The 1,576-nt window shown below is 63.3% G+C and carries 2 protein-coding genes; both read left to right on the top strand.

The features are described from left to right. Window positions 1-78 precede the first annotated feature (78 nt). Complete coding sequence (locus C1I99_RS31510) at window positions 79-579, top strand: isochorismatase family protein (RefSeq protein ID WP_199562470.1); 501 nt, start codon at window positions 79-81, stop codon at window positions 577-579. Between the two features lie 68 nt (window positions 580-647). Beyond that, complete coding sequence (locus C1I99_RS31505; RefSeq protein ID WP_111137768.1) at window positions 648-1,544, top strand: IS982 family transposase; 897 nt, start codon at window positions 648-650, stop codon at window positions 1,542-1,544. Window positions 1,545-1,576 lie beyond the last annotated feature (32 nt).

The raw sequence follows: 1,576 nt of genomic DNA, 5'->3' as shown, positions 1-1,576 counted from the left end.
CCTAGATGAATGAGTCCTAAGTCTGAGCTGGTCAATGGGTATGAGGCTCCAGGGCTGCCGCCGCCCAGGCCCGGCTTTATGATCACCTTCATGACCTCCGCGCTTGTCTTGATTGACCTGATGCCCAGAATCGTCGCTCTGCCTGTTTCGCCGCACTCCGGCGAGGAGGTGCTGCAACGCTGTCGCCGGCTGGCCGGGGTGTTTCGGGCGAATGATCGCCCCGTGGTGCTGGTCCGGGTGGATCGGCCGAATGTGACCGAGCAGCCGCCTGGTAGCGACTTCGTCGAAGGCCTCGTCACGGAGGGCGACATTGTGGTCGTCAAACATACTATCGGGGCTTTTCACAACACTGACCTGCATGACCGGCTGCAAAGTCGTGGCGTAAGCACGCTGGTACTCGCCGGGCTGGTTACCACGATGGGGGTGGAGTCCACCGCACGGGTGGCCAGTGACCATGGATACGAGTTGGAGTTCGTTGCCGATGCGATGTCCGGGTTCGCCGCCGATGAGCACAACTTCACCATCGAGAAGATCTTCCCGCGGTTCGGCGAAGTCAAGAACACTGACACCTACAACTGACTGAGGCAGAAGGCTGGCCGCGTCGCTTCGACTGCGTGACAGACAGCGAAGGGGGTCGTTGTCTGCGTGTGACAGCTAACATCGACACCCTTCTCACTGCACTCTACGTGTTCGTAGACGATCATGTCGTCGGGCGTCGCCGGATCGGTCGCCCGCCGCTGCTCACCGACGCCGAACTGCTGTGCCTGGCTATCGCCCAGGTCCTGCTGGATTTTCCGCGAGAGCGGCACTGGATCCGTTACGCTCGCAAACACCTGCGCCACCTGTTTCCCTACATCCCCGACCAGTCCGGATACGGCAAACGGCTCCGAGACGCCGGACCACTGATCGCCAAGGTGATCCGGCACCTGGCCGAGAACACCCCCACCAGCGTGCCCATCCTGCGGCTGATCGACTCCACCCCCGTGCCCTGCGGCATGTCCCGCGAGACCGCCAAACGCTCCGACCTCGCAGGCGACGCCGGCTACGGCTACTGCGCCTCGCACTCACGCTACTTCTGGGGCATGCGCCTGTACCTGGTCACCACCGTCGAGGGCATGCCAGTGACCTGGTGCCTGGCCCACCCGAAACTCGACGAACGCGACGTGATCGCCGCCCTGCTCGAAGTCGACCACCACCTCGTACAGGCCGGGCAGGTGATCCTGGCCGACAAAGGCTTCGCAGGGAAAACGTTCGAGACGTTCCTCGACGACCTCGGCATCCACCTGGTCCGGCCCGCCCGCAAGAAGACCTCCGACCCGACCTGCGGCCCCGCCGAACGACGCCTGCTACGCATGCGCCAATGGATCGAAGCGATCTTCGACACCCTCAAAGGCCAGCTCAGCCTCGAACAACACGGAGCGCGCCGCCGACACGGCGTCTACGCACGCGCCGGCCAGCGCCTGCTCGCGATGGCCACCTGCATCTGGCACAACACCAACATCGGCGAACCCAGAAAACGATCACTCATCGCGTACGACCATTGACCAGCCAGGACATCGGACTCAATCATCTAGGC

The organism is Micromonospora deserti, from assembly GCF_003236335.1.
GTDB classification, from domain to species: Bacteria; Actinomycetota; Actinomycetes; order Mycobacteriales; family Micromonosporaceae; genus Micromonospora; species Micromonospora deserti.
The sequence above is the reverse complement of the archived record's forward strand: the minus strand, read 5'-3'. Positions and strand labels throughout refer to the sequence as shown.

Coding starts and splice junctions, on each gene's coding strand:
- C1I99_RS31510 (WP_199562470.1), top strand. CDS start 79: ATGATCACCTTCATGACCTCCGCGCTTGTCTTGATTGACCTGATGCCC.